This window comes from Roseibium sp. JB4-4, from assembly GCF_055693425.1.
On the sequence record NZ_CM146333.1, the window covers coordinates 5,127,042 to 5,143,771 of the forward strand.

Genomic DNA, 16,730 nt, shown 5'->3' on the forward strand with positions numbered 1-16,730 from the left:
AGAGCATCAGCCTTGCTGGACGGTTCGTCAAAACAGGGCTAAAACAAGCCTCATCACGTTACTTTGGAAGAGTGCACGCAGCGGCCGGTGACACCCGGACGTAGGGTGGTGCCTGCCTGCCGGCGGCACGTGACCGCTTTGCGGCAAACACCGGCCGCTCTTTTCTTCCAATGACGTTTTCCAAGCATTCAGAAAGGAAGCACTCATGTGTCTTTTTGGTGGGGGCGGCTCCAAGCAGCCGGACCCGGAACCGACACCGCCGCCGCCGCGCGAACCCGATCCGCAGCGGCAGGCGCGCAACCTTCAGGAAAACAGCCGCCGCCGCAGGGCCGCAGCTTACGGAACCAGGGCAACCAACCTGACCAGCCCGCTGGGCGTGCCGGACTATGGCAGTGCCTCGCGCCCGGGTGTGACGCTTTTGGGACGGGCCTGACCATATGAACATTGTTGACGATCTGAAATCCGAGCTGCAATCGGCCCGGGCCGAGCGGCAATGGTATGAGGCCGACTGGCAGGACTATGTCACCTATACCGCGCCCGACATGGAGCGGGCGTTCAACCGGCCGGGCGGCATTATCGCCGCCGACGGAATGAGCGCGTTTCAAAGCTCGGCAGCGCGTGAGCGCTCGCGCAAGCTTTATGACCCGACGGCGGTTTGGCTGCTGGACAGGCTGGCATCGGGCGTCGGGTCGCTGACCATGCCGGAAGGCTTCAACTGGCACGGCGTCGGTTTCGGCGATCCGTTCGCGCCGCCGCCAACACAGGAAGACGAAGAGTTTTTCGAAGCCGTGCGTGATCACCTGTTCCGCGTGCGGGCGTCCGGCCGGTCGGGATTTGCGCTGGCCAACCGGTCACGGCTTCTGTCCACCGTCAAGCTGGGCACGGGGGTTCTGTTTCCGGCGGAAAACGAGACGAGCCTTGCCGACATCCGCACGCCTGTTCACTACCGCTATGTGCCGCTTTACGAGGTCTACCTGCTTGTGGATGCACAGGGCAGCGATTGCGGCTTCTTCCGCGTCAGAACGCTGAAGGCCTGGCAGGCGGCCAAGGAATATGGCGGCAATCTTTCCGACAAGATCCGGGAGGAGGCGGGCGACCCGAAGCGCAAGAATGCCGAGCACCGGTTCGTGCATGCCTGTTTCCTGCGTGAGGGCGGACAGGACGATGCGGCCGATATCCGCAAGTCGCGCTACGAGAGCATTCACTTTGAAGAAGACAGCAAGCACATTTGCCGAAGGGAGGCTTCTTTGAATATCCGCTCGTGATCAGCCGGTGGGACCGGGACGGCCTGTCGCCCTATGGTTCGCCGCCGCAGGCCAAGCTGATGAGCGACATCAAGAGCCTGCAAAGCCTTGCCAAGGATGCGCTGATCGCAAGCTCTCAGGCCGTGCGCCCGCCCATCGCAACCCATGCCCAGGAACGGCAGCTCGACCTCAACCCCGGGCGCATCAACCCGGGGCTGATCGACGAGCAGGGGCGGCCCTTGTTCCGGCCGATGATCGATACGGTCAGTCCGGGAGCGGCGGATGCGCAGATCGAGAACATCCGCGAGAAGCTGCGTGTCGGCCTTTACGGCGACCTGTGGCAGACGCTGCTGGAGGGCAGCGGCCGGACGGCAACGGAAGCCAATATCCGCCGCAAGGAAATGGCCGACATGATCGGTCCGTTTTCGACCAACATCATGGCCGGCAATGAGGCCCTTTTTGAACGCGAAGTCGGTATTTTGGGCCGGCGGGGTGCGTTTGCCCCAGGATCGCCATTGGCGCCGCCCGAGACGATTGCCGGCAGCGATGTGACCTTGAAACCGACAGCGCCCATCGATCAGATGCGCGAGGCCGGTCATTTCGAGGCGATCATGGGCTTCCAGGAATATCTCGGTGTAGCCGCGGCGAGCGACCCGACCCTTCTGGATCTGCACGACCGGGAAGAGGAATACGACCTGACCCGCCGGGCGCTGGGGCTGCCGGCCAAGCTGAAGCGGCGCCCGGAAGAGGTGGAGGCGCTGCGGCAAAAGCGCGAGGCCGAAACCCAGCAGCAACAGCAACTGGCGGCCGGGGAAAGCATGGCCAAGATGGCCAGGGACGGCGCTCCGCTGATCAAGACCCTGAGCGAAGACGGGACGCTGGATGGCAGTACCCTGCCGCAAGACCTGGGACTTTGATCAGTCCCGGAAGCGGTCTTCCCCGCGTTTCATCGCTTTCTCGCGCGCGATCATTTCGTCAAGCTCGCGCCCGTGGCGCACGCCTGAACTGATGGAGCGTATGAGAAGGAAAATGAACACAACCGTTGCCACGCGGAACGCCCAGAGCGCGGCGGTTTCCAGGGAGCCGTGAAAATCTCCGGCGTTTAGATGGTTGAGCGGAATTTCGTCGACCTTGTAAAGCGCGGCGGCACCGAGCAAAACGCCGCCCCATTTCATGCGGGCCAGGTCGTAGTTGGGCATGTGGTGCTTCTGTCCTTATCGGATTGTGATAGGCGAATGTTCGTCTGAATACAATTTAAGCGTGCTTATAGGGTGGTGCAAGAGAGCCGTTAGGCTTTTCGGATCTGTGCAAACCATTCAAGAAAAACAGTTTCTGAACTTGTGGGGCGTGAAAACCGGGCGGCGCTTGTCTGGTCCGGTCAGCTATTGGAGAAACGAATGTGGCATTGCCTCAAACGGCGCGCGCGGCGGCGCAAAGACAGGGCCGCAGAGCTGGAACGGGCCTATAGGTCCGTCTTTTTAAGTACAGACGGCGAGACTGTGCTGGCGGATCTTGCAGCAGATTGCGGGATCTATCAGGCACCGCCGGTTGATCTGGACGCGCGCGCAGGCGGTTATCTGGACGGGCGCAAGGCGCTGTTTGCGCGGATTCTGTCGATGCTGCGCATACCGCCGGAAGAACATGCCGCCCTGCAGGCGGCAGCCCGCCTGGAAACGCTTCCCGAATTTGAGCATGACGAGGAGTTTTAAGTTGGACGATCAAAATGACGCCGCATATGCGGGCGTGGACGCAGCACCGGGACCGGATGCTTTCCTGTCCGGCCTGACGGAGGACCAGCGAGCCTTTGCCACTGACAACGGCTGGCGCAACGCGGAAAGTGTCTTTAGTGATTTTCATGCGTTGCAGGACCAGCTTTCAAGCGCCGTGATGCTGCCGGGCGAGAGTGCCAGCAGCGATGAAAAGGCAGCCTTTTATCAGGACGTTTCGAAAAGCTGGACACCTGAAAACGGCTATCGGTTCGATCTTCCGGAAGGGCTGGCAGAAGACTTTCCCTATGATCAGGCCTTTGCCGAAGAGGCAAGCGGGTGGTTTCAGGAAGCCGGGCTTCACCCGGAAGCCGCGCAAAAGCTGCATGACCGCTGGGTTGGCAAGATGGCGGACCACTTTGCGGCCAACACCGAAGCCGCGCATGTAACGGCCCAAAAACAGGCCGAGACAACCCAAGCGGCGCACCAGGCCCTGATCAAGGAATATGGCGCGCCGGAAAGCGACGGGTATCAGAATGTGGTCGCCAAGGCCGACAGGGCGATGACCGGACTGAAAGCCAATGGCATCGACCTGAGCGGCTGGTTTTCCGAGAAGGGGGCGTTGACGGCAGCCGGTGCCGATGGCCTGCAAAAGGTGGCGGACCCGACGGCAGTCAAACTGCTGGCTTTTATCCATGACAGCGCTCTTGCCGAAGATGGTCTGCCCGGGCTGAACAGCGGCGGCAACGGCACAAACCCCTTTGCAAGCGATAGCCTCAGCCTGAAGGAACAGTCCGAGATGCTGGAGCGGAACCCGGCCAAAGCGCGGCAGATGATCCTGGCGGCGGGACGCGACCCGGCTTTGTTCAGGCTTTGAGCACCCGTCCGGAGCGTCCGTCGAGCAAGCACTATCTGGCTGTGAGGGTATTTTTCAACTTTTAATTGATAAGAACAAATAATGAACATATGATCAAGGCAAGGAACAGACAGGATCTGGAAAAGGGTGCATGCGATGAAAGTGTTTCTTGCGAACTTGAAAAAGTCCAGCCGGGTGTATCCGGTTGTTTTGGCGGCCTTGACATCAGGACTGACGGTTTTGGCGTCCGGTGCCATCGCAGACCAGGTTATCCCCTGGCCTGAGCAGCCAAAAGTGCTTCAGAGCGAAATTCAGAGCTATGTCGATGGTTCTATTGGACCGATGTCATCCAAGGTGCGGCCTGGCAGCACTGTTGGGGTTCTGTTTCTGGGGTATTCGCAGGAAGCCATATCCAGGAATGCCGGTGAACTCTCAGAGATTGATGGATATTCTCAGTATTTTACACCCTATGGCAGAACGGAATATTACACCTATCCATTCGATTTTTTGCAGTACCAGCAACCTGACACGATCACGGTGTTGAACGTGGACTTGACCAAGGAAACCTATGTTCCAGAGTTCACTGCAGAGACAGACATCAAATCGTATCTTGATCCTGACGGGCTCTTCATTCAGGACCTTGGAAAACAACTTTTCGGTATTATGAACATCATGGCCGGTTCCGGTACGGTCACCGAACTTGGAACGCCGATGAAGAAGTTCACCGATGAGGAATTCACGGTCAGGCATCAGCTCTTCGACAGGACATGCACGTCCGTCACCGAGTTCGTTCAGAAGAAGACGGGCAAACAGCACCACTCAATGTTTGTCTACACGGATTATGAACCGGGCTCCGACGAGCAGATCGCCTGTCTTGCCAAGCACATCCTGGTTTTTACACGCCCTGCCACCTTGCCTTTTGCAGCAGGTGGCACGAGTAGGTGAACATAGCCTAGACAAAGAGAACTCTTCCAAGTTTGCGGTGTGCTCTTTGGCGAGTGCGGGGCGCCGATGCCGGTTGCATCAATGTTGGCTGTCTTAAGGCCCCACAGCAAATGACAAGAGACCCGGCCTTGCATTGCACGGCCGGTCAGACCGGTCGTGCCTATCGACTACAATCAAAAAATTGCAGAGAACCCATATGGACCAAAAAGTTTCCGATCGGCAGATCATCTCCGAGCTTGATGAGATTCAACATCACTTAATGAAGAAATACGGCCCTGAAGGTGTCGCAAATGAAAAACTGCAAGACCAATTGAAGGAGTTTGGCAGGAAAGGTGACGACCACTGGGACGCCAGGAAACTGATCGAAGGTGCGTTGGTTCACAATCGTACAAGAAGCAGAGTTCCCGAAACTCAAGAACAACTGGACAAGATCCTGCAACAGCGCGGTGAACTCGGCAAAGTTGGCCCCGGAGTTTCCGGGTTTGGCAATTCCGCCGGAGGCCGCCGAAGGGCAAGGGAATTTCTAGGAATAGGAGAGCCTGAGCCAGCGTTAAGGATGGAGCCCGAGGAAGAACGCGGAATTGAACTGCTTGAACCAACACCAAACGATGGTGTTTGGCACGGTGTACGATCGAACGGTCCCGGCAATCCTTTCAGCATTCAAAAACCCAAACTGAAACAGCAAGCTGAGATGCTGGAGCAGAACCCTGCGGGAGCGCGGCAGATGATTTTGGCTGCTGGCCGGGACCCTGAACTGTTTGGGCTTTAGTGGGGATTTCAGCGCAAACTGCACAGTTTCTGCCAGATAACTTGCAACATCTAAAGCGACAGAAAAATTCGGCTTGCGAGCATCAAACTGGCTTCAATTTTACGGTGTCATTGTTTGTGAGCTTCGCACAGTAAGAGAGAAATTGTGAGACGCGATGACAATATCGGTTTGGAAAATTTGCGATCAACGTCGCCTGAATTCGCAGGCGGACGCCGGAATACATCGTTGGCATCGTTTCGCAGCATCAACGTTCTTTGCGGTTCTTGGTTTTCTGCTCGCTTCTTGCGATGATTATCTGACGCTTGCTGCTTACGAACACTCAGGCTTTATTGAGAAATTCAAGAACGGCAGTTTATCGGCGGGGGCAGTGCTTGTACCGGCTGGCGAGTACGATGCGATTTGTTTCATCTACCCATTATCGCTGATTAGCGAATTTTCCGACAAGGACTGGGACCCTGATTTCAGTGAAGAGTATTTCCGTGTCTGGACGAGACGCGGACCCGACGAGAAAGTCGAGCTGATACATCAAAGTTTTTTGTACATCGAAAGTGGCCGGAACCTTTGCGCTTATCGGCATGAAAATGTTGTCATTTCCCATATTGGGAGGGATGGCCGCGTCCATCTAAAAATAGAAAGAATTAATAGGTAAAGCAAATTGGCCGAAGTCAAAGATGTCGCAAAAAACCCGCTTAAATTCAATAAAGAATTTTCTGATGCGGTTAGAGCTGCAACTCAACACATTTATTTGTCACGTGAGCAGTTTAACGCCGTAAAACACGCAGGTGTTTCTGCTGTAATGGCTGATGTTCTGGGTGAGGAACTAGCAGAAGTTTTTGGAAATGGCGTTGAATTCGTTCAAGATATAAGAGGAATTATTGATCAGCGTAATGTAACGGACGATCACAAAGATCTCTTGAACAATGCCATTGGCCGGGCCTATGCGAAACGGAATCCCGGTCTGAGTGCCAACAAATATTACCAAGCAATGGCGGCGTTGGCCCAGTCTGGCAACCTTGTGGCAAACCCGCGTTTTAAACTTCCCGGTTCAAGTCATCCGAGATTGCAGTCCAGGGTGCGGGCGAAATATATTCAAGAAACGGTAGAAAAGGCGCTTCAGCCTGAAACGATTGGGCTTCTGTCCAAGCCTCTCGCGGCAAAAAATCCGGCCGACCTGAATGGACCAGAGGGAAAGGTTTTCGATTTACCTGAAAAGAGCCGCTCACAGTCTCTAATCTCACGAAAAACAGCGAAGCGGTCAGTACTTGGCAACTCGAAAACCGTTGCTTCCAACATGAGGCGGAGACATGTATATGGGGAGGAACAAGCTAGAAATCCTTTCGATCTCAACAACCCTAAGCTTGAGCGGCAGGCGGAAATGCTGGAGCGGAATCCGGCTAGGGCGCGGCAGATGATCAAGGCGGCTGGCCGGGACCCTGAACTGTTTGGGCTTTGAGGACGATCCGGTGATGCGCGTGACCTATGGCCGGATTGCGCACGCAAGGCCAATTTGCTTGGCTCAAGAAACGTGAATATACATGCGGCATTTCAATCAAAGGTTGACAAGGAACGTATCATGAACAAATAAAAAAGTCAGAAAACTTGCATTCGAGCCCGGCGGGCTTCAATTGGAAATGTTTGGCGTTATGTTTTCAGTAAAAGCGGATAAATGGCTTCTAGCGATGGCGCTCTGCTGGGGGATATTCGCTGGTCTACCGGTTTCAAACGCATCTGAGCATCAGACACTTTCACCGGAAGAATCGGCCCGGATCTTGACTGAGAAAGTCAGTTCTTATGTGAGTTCATCCAACGATCCCACCTCGTTCGAGGCTGATCTAAAGGACACGATCCTTGTGGTCTATGGCGGCTTCACGGAGGATGAAATCCAGAAAAACGCCGCGAATTTTATCGAGATTGAAGAACACGATTTTGTTCATCTCGATTTTGATTCTTATGAGTACTTAGAAATATTCTCCTATAACCAAGATTATACGGCTTCCAATACGATCTTTGTGTTCAACTTTGATCCGTCGATCGGGTTGGTAGATCTGGATAAAGGTCCGCGCGTGAAGGATATGCCCATCCCGGAAGCACTTGAGCAGGCCGCAATCCGCGAGCACAATCAGATTTATTTGCTCTATCTGATGAATTTTCTCCGAGGTCATGACGACGGAATGGCGGTGGAACTTGGGGCTCCAATGGAAGACTTGAGCGATGCCGAGCACTCTTACAGAGAGACACTTTTTGCAGGAGAGTGTTCCTCAGCCGTCCGGTTTTACGACGACAAGCGTTTTCAATTGAACACGTCGGCCGTTTATTCAGATGCGGCGCCAGGCTCCTATGAGCAGATCGAGTGTCTGAAATTCCAAACGCTGATTTTCTTACGACCTGCAAGTGTGCCCTTCCGATCCATCGCACCGGAGCAATGAGCGATGCACTGGACTTGACGTAAGCCGAAGTGTGAAAGCTGCCGCTTTTCCGGTGCAGTCAGTCTAGTTCAACAAGATCACAAGATGCCGGTTGGCAAAGGGCGTTGCCAAGGCTGCAGGCTTTATCACCCGGATCACCCCGATTGATGAGCTCAAGAACTTGGGCAGCAAGACGGGCAGATGATACTGGTTCGAAGCCAGCATAAACCAACACATTTCGTCAGTTGCGGTTGAGGCTGTTTTTTGCACCCACAGGCGGTGACCTGGGCGGTCTTCCAAGCCAGTGTTGTTTCCTGCGTGCCGTTTCTTTTTGAACGGCAAATGGAGCAAGCTCAAACCTCTGTAAAGCGGGGGTCTCAGTCGGCGGCAATGTCCAGCATTTCCTGAGATTGCTGCAACACTCAAACACACTTGAAATGGAATTTCAGTCTTAAGGGACTGCGCGGCACAAAGTGCTTCGCGGATCGTTTCTGTCTGGCCGTTTTCCGTTTCCCAACCTGCCAGCGGTGCCGCTTCAGGCGGCCGTTCATGCTGGCCAAATTCGTTCATATCTACAACCATAGGATAATCAATGACGTCTCAAATTTCAGACATCGTGGTACCGCGCGTCTTCACGCCCTATATGGCGGAAAACAAACCCGCCAAACTGATCATGCTGGAAAAATCCGGCATTCTGGCCGCACCGGCTCCCGATATCGCCAAGCGCTTCAAGGCGGGTGGCAATCAGATCGAAGTGCCGTACTGGGAGGACCTCGACGACGCCGAACCGACCGTGATCGATGACAGCGACAACAAGATCACCACCAGCAAGATTACCGCAAGTGACATGAAGGCGTATAAGCACCGTCTCGCCAAGAAGTATGGCGCCAAGACGGTGGCAAGCTACGCCGCGACTGGGCGGGGTGACAGTGCCATGAACCGGGTGGCCGAGCGTATCGGCGCTTATTGGGGACGGCGCAAGGAAGAGCGGATCATCACCACAGCGGAGGGCGTGGTTGCCGATAACATGGCCAATGATGCCGGTGACATGGTCTATTCGATCTATGCCGATGTCGGTTCTCCAACCGCCGCCAACCGGATCAGCTATCAGGCCATCAACCGGGCGCGGCTGACCATGGGCGAGAACCTGGATGATTTGCGTGTCATCGCAATGCACAGCTTTGTCTATGGCACGTTGCTGGACGATGAAAAGATCGAGTTCAAGAAGCCGTCCGAAGCCCCTTTCGAGGTGCCCTATTACGCGGGCATGATGGTGGTGCATTCGGAAATGATGCCCGTGTCGAGTGGAACGAACTCGGATGAATATTCGTGCTTCCTGTTCGCGCCCGGTGCTTTCATGCATATCGATGAGGTGCCGAACCGGACAACGATCTACGGCAATGAGGGAACGGAGATCACGCGAGATCCGGATATCGGCGATGGCGGCGGTGCGGATTATCTGACAACGCGCAGGTTCGAGCTGATCCATCCGGCGGGCATGGATTTCACAGGGGCGTCTCTTGCCAAGAGCCAGGGTGCAACTCTTGCCGAGCTGCGCAATGCCTTGAACTGGGACCGGAAATACACCCGCAAGAACGTGAAGCTTGCCTGCTTGAAGGTGAATATCTAAAGGCTTTGCGACGGTTGTGGCTCAACCGCCCGGGATGAACATCAGCCCTCTTCCGCGATGGCGGAAGAGGGTTTCAATCGACTTGCCAGGGCGCACAATGAGCCGCTCATTATAACCGGATGTAACGGTTTACCTTTTTCAAAAGCTCTGTCTAAACAGTCCGTTGGGACATTTAGAGTCTCTGTACGGTTCGTCAAAACAACGCTAAAAAGAACCTCATCAAAGCAAGATGGCGGCGTGCGCCTTTAGGACAAGCTGGCATTCTACTCCAATACAATCAAAGATTGATTGTTGGAACATTTCATGAACATAATGTTGAAAATGGAGTATCCGGCAGATGGCCGATTTTGATGACATCACCGGTTGGCGGGACGAGTTGAAAGATTTCCGGCAATCCGATGAGGGCAAAGCCTATTTTGAAGAATATGAAATAGGCAGTGGGAAGATTGCGCCCAAGATGCCGTTTGAAAACGCGCTTGAACTGGCTGAGCTGATGCTGCGCCATCAGGAGATTTATCAAGCGCTTCTCAAAGGCATTGAATGGAACCGGATTCTTGAGGAGCGCCCGAATTTTTTTCACGACCATCCAGACTATTGGGACCTGAATCCGCTGGAATCGCACGAAACCCGAAACGATTTCATGGACTGGTATGCGTTCAAATCCGGGCTTCCATATGACGATGGCGCTCTGCATATGGCTGAATTCCTGGCAAGGCGGGTTGAGCGCAAGGAGCTGCCAGCACTGAGATCTCCCCAAGCTGAAGCATATGCGCGAAGCAACTTCGCAAAATACTTTGAATTCGACGGGAAACAGTCGGAATGAGCAGGCTTCGAGTTTTCTTCGAAGAGTAAGTCTCTTTTGGGCAAGAGGATTTGGGGTCGGTTGCGGGTTCGCGCTGCTTATGGATGCTTTGCGCGATCCGAGAGGACCACCGTAGCCATTCACGAACATAGTGTTGAAAACGGAGTATCCGGCAGATGGCCGATTTTGATGACATCACCGGTTGGCGGGACGAGTTGAAAGCTTTCCGGCAATCCGATGAGGGCAAAGCCTATTTTGAAGAATATGCAATAGGCAGTGGTAAGATTGCGCCCAAGATGCCGTTTGAAAACGCGCTTGAACTGGCCGAGCTGATGCTGCGCCATGAGGAGATTTATCAAGCGCTTCTCAAAGGCATTGAATGGAACCGGATTCTTGAGGAGCGTCCGAACTTTTTTCACGACCATCCAGACTATTGGGACCTGAATCCGCTGGAATCTCACGAAACCCGAAACGATTTCATGGACTGGTATGCGTTCAAATCCGGGCTTCCATATAAGGATGCCGCTCTAAAGATGGCTGAATTCCTGGCAAGGCGGGTTGAGCGCAAGGAGCTGCCAGCACTGAGATCTCCCCAAGCTGAAGCATATGCGCGAAGCAACTTCGCAAAATACTTTGAATTCGACGGGAAACAGTCGAGATGAGAGAGACTGCTATCTTAATCGATATTGCGGAAGTCAGCCGCATCATGAGTCTTTCAGGCATTGAAGGTCTGAACGTGTTGGCACAGCGCGGCGATTATTTTTTTCTTAGTGACGATGCACTTAACGAACTGGCCGCCTCAGATCACTTTACTGAGCAAAAATATAGTGCATTTCGGGATTGGATCGAAGACCCAAATATTGCCAAGAAGATCCTCAATGTCCCACCGCTGACGGACGAAGAAAAAGAAATATACGACCCCAAAGGCAAGAGACACAGCCGGCGCGGGGGAAAGAGATCTGGGACATGACGGCACGCAAGTTCATGGATCTTCATCCCGATTTCGATTTTGAGGTTATTACTCAGGATATCGATTTCGCGAAGAACAGATACCGCGATGAAAACGGCAAGCAACGAATGATTGTCGACAGGCCTTTCAGGTTCTGGACCGTGAAACGGGCGATGCTGGAGCTGGTAACGCATCCAGATCTTGATTTGACGGAAGAACAATACATGAACATTGTCCGTCACGACTATGGAAAGCGCGGAAATTACAAGCAGGGTGTGCTTGTTTTTCCGGAGAGTTATGAAGAGGCACGGCGTGAGCGGGCAGACAGAATAAGACGGCTGGAACTCGGCCGCGGACCGGACGGGGATCGCGGTAAGAAGCTGGGCCCAGGCTTTGGCCATGGCGAGCCTGATATGTTGAGACTTGGTGTTGACACTAAGTTGCCTGTCACGGGCGCGCTGCAGGAAGGCCTCCGAAACCCGCACGATCTGGCTAGACCCGTTCCGTTCGGTCAGAAGGCCGGCTTGCCGTTGTTGGAGGGCAGCAGTGGTAAGCTGATCAGCGAGGCTTCCAGAGTTGCCGGAAGGATCGATTTCAGGAAAGGGTCAGTGATTGCAGGCACGGCGACTGGTCTTTTATTGGCAACGACCGTCGTTGCCATTGCGCTGGAACACGATCTGCCGCCTTCCGAAGTGGCAGCTGCTATGGGAATTGATCTCAAGTCGATTGCCGAAGGATTGGCGCAAAGCGCGGTCGAGGATGCAGCCGTGTCGGTTCTTGTTGGAGCTCTTGCGTCGTCAACCGGGCCAGGAGCGCCAGTGGCGGCGGCCGTCGCACAGGTGATCCGGCAGGGCTACAAGCTTTATCAGTCGGGCGAAGACCTTGCCGATACTTATCAGTTGCTGCATCTGCTCGTTACCGAAATCGATCACGGCAAGGTGCTGGGCAAACTTGGTGACAGCGCGGCTGAACAACTGGGCATTGCCACAGAAGATCTGAATGATTTCCTTTACGGCGAGAGCCCGGAAATCGACTGGCGGGCGACGGAAAAAGCGGCAAGAGCCGCTTTAGGAAACGACCGGCAGAAGCAGATTGAATTCGGCCAAGATCTGGCCTTGTCGCGCGATGCCAACAAGGACCGCGAGCTTTTTGTCGACAAATATCTGCCTTTTGTCGTGTTTGAGGGCCGATCCGATGAAGAGCGCGGACATCAGCAGTTGGCGCCTGGTTCGGATGGTTCGGTGGAGCCCGAAGCCATCGTGGCCCCGCAAGGTGATGTTGATGATGGTGCACTGCAGCCGGTTCCGGCCAATCCTTTGGACGCGAATGGGGAAGGTTCCAGGAAGATCGACAAAGAGGATCCGTTCGCGCGAAAGACATCCTATGACCGCTATCAGCGGCTCGGCACCAGTCCGGAGGAAGAAGCCGAGGCGCTGAAAGACTATCATGACATGCTTCTGGAAAGTTATCTGGAGATGGATGGTCACCGTGAGGCCGCCCATGAATACGCGCTTTGGAGGTTCCGGCAGAAATGGTCTCTTTCCAATTATTCGCCAGAGACAGAGGGAACGGTTCTGAAATATCCGGTCGAGACCGCCTATCCGGATATCGATGGCGAGGACCGCCACTATGTGCGTGAAAACGTAGAGACCGTTCTGGCCAGTGAGGGTATCAAAGCGAGCAAGTGGTACCTGACTCCCAACGAACACACCGGACACGACAGGGCCCGAGGCGTGGCGGATGAAGATGGCTATGGCCCGCGTATGACGCTGCTCTACGATGATGAGACGGGTGTTCGGCACAAGGTGACAGATCGCTTTCAAGTGAATGTTCTGGCAGCCGAAGAACAGGTCAGGGCGCGGCGGCTGGCTGCAGGCGAAGCTGCTGCAAAGCAGCGCGAACCGAATTCACCACCCGCGGGCTTGCTACCGCAGACCCGGGGCGGGCCACCTGCCGCAAATTGAACGCTGAGACACTACCAACACAATTTGATCACAATGGGTGGCTTTGGCCGCCCTTTTCTTTTTCACGAAAGGGTCTGGAATGGACGAGATCATTATGCGCCGGCTCAAGCATCTGCAGCGGCTTGAAGAAAACCATGCCAGGGATTTTGAGGATCGGTTCGGGACTGAGCCGAGCCGAAAGGACCAGCAGCGCGATGCCTTGAACAATGTGATTTCCGCCGATTGGAACCGCAAGCAAAAGAGCGCCGCCGGAGGAGCCTTTGGCCGCCCGCTGCCGGCGGGCTGGCGCAAGGAACACTGGAAGACCCAACAGGCCATGGCAGCGGATTATGCCGGTGTCAAAGCTGACAACAAGGAAGAAGCGGTGCGGGCTCTTGAAGGCTATGAAGCCGAGATGACCCTGCCACCTGCCGCCTGACATCAACAGAAAGCAGAGCTGAATGACTGGAACCGTTCACACGTCCGTGGAGATGGCGAACCTGGCACTTGCGCATTTGAAAGAAGCACCGATACGGGATTTCGACTTTTCATCCGTTGCCTCACGCTGGTTCCGGAACCACTACGCCGCGCATCGCGATGCCTATCTTGCCATGCATGACTGGGATTTTGCGACCACGCTGACACATCTACCCGTTGAGACCGGGAAGCCGCCATTTCGATGGGCCTATCAATACAAGAAACCGTCGGATGCCCTGCGTTTGCCACAGCAAACCGCCGATGGAGCTCCGGGTGGCGAGATCCTCAAGTTTGAAGTGATCGGACAGCGGATCATGACCGACAAGCCGCCGCCGTTTCCCCTTCGATACGTGCGGCGTGTCACACGCGAAACCGAATTTGCACCGCTCTTCGTGCACGGCTTTGCGCTGTTTCTGGCTGCCGGATGCGCTCATGTGATTACGGGCAAGAACAGCCGCGCTGAATCCCTGCGTCAGGCGGCCACCGAAGCCTTTGACAAGGCCGGGAGCTACGACACAGGGCAGGGCACACCGCTTCCTGCAATCGATCTGGAAATCATTACGAACCGATGAGCTATCATCTGCAAGCCACGTTTAGCCGCGGTGAACTGGACCCGGAGCTGATTTACCGCTCCGATCTGGAATTGTTCCGCTCGTCACTTGAGCGCTGCGAAAACTTCATCACCTTAAAACGCGGCGGCTTGCGCCGCAGAGGTGGAACCAAATTCATCGGGGAGATGAAAAACAGCAGCCAGGGCGGCTGGCTGATCCCGTTCGAGTTCGGTAACGGCCAGTACTACATGCTGGAATTCGGCCACCTGTATTTTCGGGTCTATACCAGCGCAGGCCGCGTTGGCAGTGTTGAGGTTTCAACGCCTTATACTCTGTCGGACCTGCCCGGTCTGAAGTTTGTTCAATCCACGGACACATTGTTCATCACCGGCGGAGGCATCGCACCTCAGGCGCTTAAACGTCAGTCCGAGACGTCCTGGTCCATCGGTCCGATTGCATTCAAGGACGGGCCGTATCTGGATGTGAACATCACCCCGACCAGTCTGAAGCCATCCGGGCTTGGTAATCCGGTTCCGGACATGACATCCAACACGGCGCCGAGCGGCACTGTGAGCGCATCCAATAACAGCACGGCGGCCTGGCAAGTGTTCAATCGCTCGGAAGGCAAGGTGGTCTTGTCCGGTGGGGCATCGGGTTGGGTGCAATATCGTTTTGCTAGTCCCGTTGTTATTGATGCCTACATGCTGCAGGCGCCGAATGACAACAGCCAAAACGACGACATGCCTTGGCAATGGAACATCGAGGCGTCGAATGACGGTTCGAACTGGACGATCCTGGATACGCAAGACGGGCAGGACACCTGGGCCTCCAATGAATGGCGGCAATATGCCTTTCACAATGAAACGGCGTTCAGTTACTACCGGCTGAGCTTCAAGCAAGGGGGCGGGTCAAATGGCGACAACTCGGCCATTGGCCAGATCGTCTTTCACCAGGCCGGCCAGAACCAGACGGCCTTCAACCTGGCGGCGTCGAGTGCCGCCGGTGTGAATGGCGGTTCCGGGTTTCAATCCTCCGATGTCGGCCGGCACATCCGGTTTCGCGGTTCCGACGGTTTCTGGCGCTGGTTCAAGATCGTCAGTCGAAGCTCCAGCACAGTGGTGAAAGTGCAGCTCTATGGGCAAGCATTGCTTGACACCAAGGCACAAACGGCCTGGCGGCTGGGTGCCTGGAGCGGCACGACAGGCTGGCCGGAAACCGTTGGTTGGCACAAGAGCCGGCTTGCCTTTGCCGGAACTCTGGAAGAACCGCAAAAGGTCTGGGAAAGCCAGACCGAGGATTTTACCAATTTCGGTGTGTCGCATGTTCTTGAGGCTTCGGATGCCGTTACCGCTGGTATCCTGTCCGGCCAGGTGAACCGCATTCAGTGGCTGGTCGATGACAATGATCTGATTGTCGGGACTTCAAAGGCAGTGCGCGCTGTTGGCAAGGCAACCGACCAGGACCCATTTGGCCCGGAAAATGTCGAACAACGACCGGAGACAAATTTTGGCGCCAATGGCGTCAGCCCGATCAAGGTCGGGTCTGTTCTGCTCTATTTCGGGCCATATGGCACGGATATGCGCGAGATGGCCTATGACTTTGGCGCCAATGGCCGGGTATCGCAGTCGGTCAGCGAGGTGCAGTCGCATCTGTTTCGTCCCGGAATTTCAGGTGCCTGTTATCAGCAATACCCTGACAGCATTATCTGGGCCTGGGACAAGCAGGGCAGCGTCGTCGGCTTTACCTATGAACGTCAGCAGCAGGTCTATGGCATGCACCGTCATGACTTTGGCGGCCCGGTGGAATGCCTGGCCGATCTCACCGGTAGCGGTTCTGATGAGGTTTGGCTGATCGTCCGGCGAACTATCAACGGTGCGACCCGGCGCTATATCGAAATCATGCAAAGACCATTTCAGGACGGCACAGCCGAGAAGGCGTGGCACCTTGATTGTGCGGCGCTTTATAGCGGCGTCCCGGCAAACAGGGTGACAGGGCTGAGCCATCTGGAAGGCGAAGAGGTTGTGCTTTTTGCTGATGGAACGGACTACCCGGCAACTGTAGAGGGAGGGGAAGTCAGTCTCCCCAATGGCCAGACAGCGGAAGATATCCTGATCGGCCTGAATGTCACGGCACAGGCCAAGACCTTGCCCTATCCGATTGCGGCGCAAGACGGGTCGGCCCTTGGCCGCAAGATGCGCGTTGATAGCTGCCAGATTGCCGTTCAGCAGACCGGATCGCTCCGGGCAGGGTCGGAAGACGGTTATCTGGACGAGCTGGTTTATTACCGCGCGGGCGACCCTTCCGGCGAGCCAGCGCCATTGCGGTCAGGCGTTCTTAACCAGTGCGTTGAGACGCGCTGGCAGGACGGCGGGCAACTGGCACTTGAAGTCAGTGGCGGAAAACCATCAACAATTCTGGCCATCAACTTTGGCCGAGACGTGGAGCCATAAAAT

At 55.3% G+C, this 16,730-nt stretch carries 17 protein-coding genes and 1 pseudogene; 17 read left to right on the forward strand and 1 reads right to left on the reverse strand.

All coding sequences use genetic code 11. From position 1 onward, the window contains the following. The first annotated feature begins 205 nt into the window (after positions 1-205). Positions 206-433 (forward strand): hypothetical protein, encoded by a 228-nt coding sequence (locus tag ACZ1HV_RS24055; protein ID WP_152500708.1) that lies wholly within the window; start codon positions 206-208, stop codon positions 431-433. 4 nt (positions 434-437) lie between these two features. Beyond that, positions 438-2,161 (forward strand): annotated as a pseudogene (locus ACZ1HV_RS24060) (portal protein). Here ACZ1HV_RS24060 and ACZ1HV_RS24065 read toward each other — a convergent pair. Next, positions 2,162-2,443 carry a hypothetical protein gene (locus tag ACZ1HV_RS24065; RefSeq protein WP_472716548.1) on the reverse strand — a complete coding sequence of 94 codons (282 nt, stop codon included), beginning with the start codon at positions 2,441-2,443 and terminating at the stop codon, positions 2,162-2,164. It abuts the pseudogene before it with no gap. 198 nt (positions 2,444-2,641) lie between these two features. On the opposite strand from ACZ1HV_RS24065, the gene ACZ1HV_RS24070 reads away from it, so the two are divergent. From ACZ1HV_RS24070 to ACZ1HV_RS24140, 15 genes are all read left to right on the forward strand, one after another. Then, on the forward strand, positions 2,642-2,953 hold the full coding sequence (locus ACZ1HV_RS24070; protein WP_472716549.1) for a Bbp19 family protein: 312 nt from the start codon (positions 2,642-2,644) through the stop codon (positions 2,951-2,953). Position 2,954: 1 nt separating this feature from the next. Then, positions 2,955-3,827, forward strand: a complete 873-nt coding sequence (locus ACZ1HV_RS24075; protein WP_472716550.1) for a hypothetical protein — start codon at positions 2,955-2,957, stop codon at positions 3,825-3,827. 135 nt (positions 3,828-3,962) lie between these two features. Next, positions 3,963-4,751, forward strand: a complete 789-nt coding sequence (locus tag ACZ1HV_RS24080; RefSeq protein ID WP_472716551.1) for a hypothetical protein — start codon at positions 3,963-3,965, stop codon at positions 4,749-4,751. A gap of 196 nt (positions 4,752-4,947) precedes the next feature. Next, on the forward strand, positions 4,948-5,520 hold the full coding sequence (locus ACZ1HV_RS24085) for a hypothetical protein (protein WP_298986374.1): 573 nt from the start codon (positions 4,948-4,950) through the stop codon (positions 5,518-5,520). A 154-nt stretch (positions 5,521-5,674) separates the two neighbouring features. Continuing rightward, positions 5,675-6,169 carry a hypothetical protein gene (locus tag ACZ1HV_RS24090; protein WP_298986198.1) on the forward strand — a complete coding sequence of 165 codons (495 nt, stop codon included), beginning with the start codon at positions 5,675-5,677 and terminating at the stop codon, positions 6,167-6,169. A 6-nt stretch (positions 6,170-6,175) separates the two neighbouring features. Next, positions 6,176-6,973, forward strand: a complete 798-nt coding sequence (locus ACZ1HV_RS24095; protein ID WP_472716552.1) for a hypothetical protein — start codon at positions 6,176-6,178, stop codon at positions 6,971-6,973. 172 nt (positions 6,974-7,145) lie between these two features. Next, positions 7,146-7,946 (forward strand): hypothetical protein, encoded by an 801-nt coding sequence (locus tag ACZ1HV_RS24100; protein WP_472716553.1) that lies wholly within the window; start codon positions 7,146-7,148, stop codon positions 7,944-7,946. A 571-nt stretch (positions 7,947-8,517) separates the two neighbouring features. Beyond that, a complete protein-coding gene (locus ACZ1HV_RS24105; protein WP_298986210.1) occupies positions 8,518-9,555 on the forward strand; it encodes a hypothetical protein in 1,038 nt (345 codons plus the stop codon). 337 nt (positions 9,556-9,892) lie between these two features. After that, positions 9,893-10,378: a hypothetical protein gene (locus ACZ1HV_RS24110; RefSeq protein ID WP_472716554.1), complete on the forward strand. Its 486-nt coding sequence runs from the start codon at positions 9,893-9,895 to the stop codon at positions 10,376-10,378. A 155-nt stretch (positions 10,379-10,533) separates the two neighbouring features. Further along, the gene (locus tag ACZ1HV_RS24115; protein WP_472716555.1) at positions 10,534-11,019 is read left to right on the forward strand and encodes a hypothetical protein; all 486 of its coding nucleotides are present in this window, start codon (positions 10,534-10,536) and stop codon (positions 11,017-11,019) included. Further along, a complete protein-coding gene (locus ACZ1HV_RS24120) occupies positions 11,016-11,327 on the forward strand; it encodes a hypothetical protein (protein ID WP_472716556.1) in 312 nt (103 codons plus the stop codon). The genes ACZ1HV_RS24115 and ACZ1HV_RS24120 overlap by 4 nt, the downstream gene beginning before the upstream one ends. Further along, the gene (locus tag ACZ1HV_RS24125) at positions 11,324-13,270 is read left to right on the forward strand and encodes a hypothetical protein (protein ID WP_472716557.1); all 1,947 of its coding nucleotides are present in this window, start codon (positions 11,324-11,326) and stop codon (positions 13,268-13,270) included. Before ACZ1HV_RS24120 ends, ACZ1HV_RS24125 begins: the two co-directional genes overlap by 4 nt. Positions 13,271-13,349: 79 nt before the next feature. After that, positions 13,350-13,688: a hypothetical protein gene (locus tag ACZ1HV_RS24130; protein ID WP_152500721.1), complete on the forward strand. Its 339-nt coding sequence runs from the start codon at positions 13,350-13,352 to the stop codon at positions 13,686-13,688. 22 nt (positions 13,689-13,710) lie between these two features. Then, positions 13,711-14,298: a phage connector family protein gene (locus ACZ1HV_RS24135; protein WP_472716558.1), complete on the forward strand. Its 588-nt coding sequence runs from the start codon at positions 13,711-13,713 to the stop codon at positions 14,296-14,298. After that, complete coding sequence (locus tag ACZ1HV_RS24140; RefSeq protein WP_472716559.1) at positions 14,295-16,727, forward strand: phage tail protein; 2,433 nt, start codon at positions 14,295-14,297, stop codon at positions 16,725-16,727. Before ACZ1HV_RS24135 ends, ACZ1HV_RS24140 begins: the two co-directional genes overlap by 4 nt. Positions 16,728-16,730: the final 3 nt, after the last annotated feature.

What these genes read in the sequence shown, in the direction of transcription:
- ACZ1HV_RS24065 (WP_472716548.1), bottom strand. Translation starts at nt 2,443, where the DNA reads ATGCCCAACTACGACCTGGCCCGCATGAAATGGGGCGGCGTTTTGCTC.
- ACZ1HV_RS24140 (WP_472716559.1), top strand. Translation starts at nt 14,295, where the DNA reads ATGAGCTATCATCTGCAAGCCACGTTTAGCCGCGGTGAACTGGACCCG.
- ACZ1HV_RS24090 (WP_298986198.1), top strand. Translation starts at nt 5,675, where the DNA reads ATGACAATATCGGTTTGGAAAATTTGCGATCAACGTCGCCTGAATTCG.
- ACZ1HV_RS24125 (WP_472716557.1), top strand. Translation starts at nt 11,324, where the DNA reads ATGACGGCACGCAAGTTCATGGATCTTCATCCCGATTTCGATTTTGAG.
- ACZ1HV_RS24110 (WP_472716554.1), top strand. Translation starts at nt 9,893, where the DNA reads ATGGCCGATTTTGATGACATCACCGGTTGGCGGGACGAGTTGAAAGAT.
- ACZ1HV_RS24105 (WP_298986210.1), top strand. Translation starts at nt 8,518, where the DNA reads ATGACGTCTCAAATTTCAGACATCGTGGTACCGCGCGTCTTCACGCCC.
- ACZ1HV_RS24080 (WP_472716551.1), top strand. Translation starts at nt 3,963, where the DNA reads ATGAAAGTGTTTCTTGCGAACTTGAAAAAGTCCAGCCGGGTGTATCCG.
- ACZ1HV_RS24135 (WP_472716558.1), top strand. Translation starts at nt 13,711, where the DNA reads ATGACTGGAACCGTTCACACGTCCGTGGAGATGGCGAACCTGGCACTT.
- ACZ1HV_RS24130 (WP_152500721.1), top strand. Translation starts at nt 13,350, where the DNA reads ATGGACGAGATCATTATGCGCCGGCTCAAGCATCTGCAGCGGCTTGAA.
- ACZ1HV_RS24085 (WP_298986374.1), top strand. Translation starts at nt 4,948, where the DNA reads ATGGACCAAAAAGTTTCCGATCGGCAGATCATCTCCGAGCTTGATGAG.
- ACZ1HV_RS24055 (WP_152500708.1), top strand. Translation starts at nt 206, where the DNA reads ATGTGTCTTTTTGGTGGGGGCGGCTCCAAGCAGCCGGACCCGGAACCG.
- ACZ1HV_RS24120 (WP_472716556.1), top strand. Translation starts at nt 11,016, where the DNA reads ATGAGAGAGACTGCTATCTTAATCGATATTGCGGAAGTCAGCCGCATC.
- ACZ1HV_RS24070 (WP_472716549.1), top strand. Translation starts at nt 2,642, where the DNA reads ATGTGGCATTGCCTCAAACGGCGCGCGCGGCGGCGCAAAGACAGGGCC.
- ACZ1HV_RS24115 (WP_472716555.1), top strand. Translation starts at nt 10,534, where the DNA reads ATGGCCGATTTTGATGACATCACCGGTTGGCGGGACGAGTTGAAAGCT.